At 61.5% G+C, this 2,919-nt stretch carries 3 protein-coding genes; all 3 read right to left on the bottom strand.

From position 1 onward, the window contains the following. Positions 1–21 precede the first annotated feature (21 nt). Positions 22–969: a sugar ABC transporter permease gene (locus VL202_RS00725; protein ID WP_325462276.1), complete on the bottom strand. Its 948-nt coding sequence runs from the start codon at positions 967–969 to the stop codon at positions 22–24. A 200-nt stretch (positions 970–1,169) separates the two neighbouring features. Continuing rightward, positions 1,170–1,805: a dihydroxyacetone kinase subunit L gene (locus VL202_RS00730; RefSeq protein ID WP_325462277.1), complete on the bottom strand. Its 636-nt coding sequence runs from the start codon at positions 1,803–1,805 to the stop codon at positions 1,170–1,172. Further along, positions 1,805–2,803, bottom strand: a complete 999-nt coding sequence (locus VL202_RS00735) for a dihydroxyacetone kinase subunit DhaK (protein ID WP_325462278.1) — start codon at positions 2,801–2,803, stop codon at positions 1,805–1,807. Before VL202_RS00735 ends, VL202_RS00730 begins: the two co-directional genes overlap by 1 nt. Between the last annotated feature and the right edge of the window lie 116 nt (positions 2,804–2,919).

Below are 2,919 nucleotides of genomic sequence, written 5' to 3' on the forward strand. Positions count from 1 at the left end.
TTCCGAGCGAGGAACCTGACATTACTGGATCTCCTTGCGCTTGGTTGCGAGTATGAAAAGGACGCAGAAGATCAACACGATCAGCAGCATGACCCAGGATGCGGCCGCTGCCAGCGTCAGGTCGAACGACAGGAACGACGCCTCGAAGGTGTAGACCGACAAAAGCTTTGTCGAATTGGCCGGACCACCGCCGGTCATCACCCAGATATTTTCGAAGGAGCGGAACTCGAAGATGGTCCGCAACAGCACCGCGACGACCACATACGGCATCAACAGCGGCAACGTCACATGGCGGAAAGTCTGCCAGCGATTGGCGCCGTCAACAGCGGCAGCCTCCACCGGTTCGCTCGGAAGGGATTGCAATCCGGCCAGCAGCAGGATGGCCACGAACGGCGTGTTCTGCCAGACATTGACGATGCCCACCGCGAACAGCGCGAGATCGGGATCGCCGAGCCAGACTGTTTTCGTGCCGAGCAGCGCGTTGACCAGGCCATAGCTCGGATCCAACAACAGCTTCCAGGTCAATGCGGCCACGATCGGCGTGATCATCATGGGGATGATCAGTGCCGTGCGAAAGACACGGACGAAGGGCACGCGACTGTTGAGAAGAAGCGCCACACCAAGGCCGAGGACCAGCTCGCCGGTAACCGTCGCCAGGGTATAGGCAATCGTCAGCATCAGGCTGGACCGGAACAGGGGATCGCTGAACAGATCCTGGTAGTTCGAGAGACCGACGAAACGTCCGCCGAACAGGGCGCTGTCGATCGTCCAGCCCTGAAAGCTCAGCAGCAGCGAAAACACCAGGGGAATGCCGAAAACCAGAGCGCTGGCCAGCATTGTCGGCACGATCGTCAACGGCACGAAGATACGATCCTGAAACTTTATCCAGGCGTTGCGACGCTCGACATCATTGCTGTCATCGACCGCGGCGACAAAGCCGCCCGCAGGCTCCATGTGATGGGCCACCATCTATTTCTCCTCCCACGACAACCCTCCTCCGGGCCTGCCGTTTCAATTTGCCAACCTAACAGGAAGCATCAATAATCAACCTCATTACCTAACAAACATCAAGATGAATCTGTCTTTTGAGTGCAATTTTTTGGTAATTTCCAAAATTTTGAGGCTTCTGGGCGATTTCTCCACAAAAGGCAGTTGTTTTGTTATATCTGTTAGGTTGTTATGTTCGCAAATTCGGTTTCAGCTCCGGCAACTGCGTCAACCAATTTCGCACATGCGAGCATGCCGGGATCATCCAGTCCGACACTTTTGTCGCCAAAGAACTTCGCCCGACCCATGCGGCAAGGCAGGTCGCGGTAGCGATCGAGTGCATAGTGCGCCGACACCCGCGCCGCCGTCGCGGCCTGGGGGCCGTCGGAGACATCGGCCAGGGCCAGAACGAGGGCGTGGACGCTGTCCAGCACGGTCTTGTCGCCCAGGCTGGCGCCGCCCCGCGCGATCATGCCATCGAGCACAACGGCCAGCAGTCCGGACAGGTCGCTCCAATCGACGGTGGCGCGACCCTTCGTCTGCCTGGAGAGAGACAGGAACGCGCCCGAGATCAGGGTGCCAAGACTGGATCCGGTGGCAGACATTCCGGCTCGCGCAAGCTTGCCGAAGGCATCGCTGACATCCATTGCGTCGGCCGCGCCGCTCTGCGCCATCGCGCCGACGACACGCGCCAGCATCGAGCCGGTGTCGCCGTCTCCGAGTTTTGCGTCGGCCTGGTTGAGCTCCTGCTCCAGGGTCTGCACGGCCCCTGCCGCGCGATCGATAGCGGCACCGATCCGGGATGCGTCAATGGACATCAGCCAACCCTCCAGAACGGGCAATCCGCCGGCGCGGCCAGCAAAGCCTTCAACTCCGCATCCAGGTGGAAGATGCTGAGGGAAGCGCCCTGCATTTCCATCGAGGTCACATAGTTGCCGACCAGAGGCGCCACGATCGTCAGCCCGGCCCCCTGCAGCTGGGCGCGGACCCGGCGATAAAGGATCAGCAGTTCTTCCATCGGGGTTGCGCCCAGCCCGTTCATCAGCACGGACACCTCGCCGCCAGCCGCCGGCGGAAGATCGGTCAGCAGGCGCTCGACCATTTCGTCTGCGATCATATCGGCCGGGCGCAGTTTGTCGCGCCAGATTCCCGGCTCCCCGTGAATGCCGATTCCCATCTCGATCTCGTCGTCTCCCAGATCGAAGCTGGGCTTGGCGGCGGACGGCAGGCGGCAGGCGGCAAGACCGACGCCGATGGTGCGCGTGGCTGCCACCGCTTTTGCCGCGATCCGCGTTACCTCGTCGAGATCGGAACCTGACCTGGCCGCAGCTCCGGCCGCCTTGTACGCATAGATGAGGCCCGCCACGCCGCGACGGCGGGCGAGCTGATCCGGGCCGCCGCTGGCTATATCATCCGTGCCGAGGACGGTGGTGCAGGCAATGCCTTCGTCCTCCAGCATCTCGCCCGCCATGTCAAAATTCATCCGGTCTCCACCGTAGTTACCATAAAGCCGGAGCACACCGCGACCGCCATCCGCAAGGCGTATCGCTTCGATGCAGCTGTCGACATTCGGCCCCTCGAAGACGTTGCCCACCGAGCAGGCATCGACCAATCCGGAGCCGACGTAACCGGCAAACAACGGCAAGTGACCGAAGCCCCCGCCGGTCGCGATCCCCACCTTGCCCTGGGCCGCGGGGTGCGTCCGGCGAATGACGCGTCCGGCCGCCCCGTCCCGGACAAGCGAGGGAAAGGCGAGGGTGAGCCCGTCCAGTGCCTCATCGACATAGTGCACGGGATCATTGATCAACTTCTTCATCTGCAGTCGTCCTTCAGTCGAGATTCGCGTAGAATTTCATCGCATTGTCGCGGAACAGCATCCGCCGTTCGTCCTTGCTCATGGGCATGACGAGCGCGCGCTCGGGATCGTCGAAG

Source organism: Pararhizobium sp. (genome assembly GCF_035497515.1).
Classification (GTDB): Bacteria; Pseudomonadota; Alphaproteobacteria; order Rhizobiales; family Rhizobiaceae; genus Pararhizobium.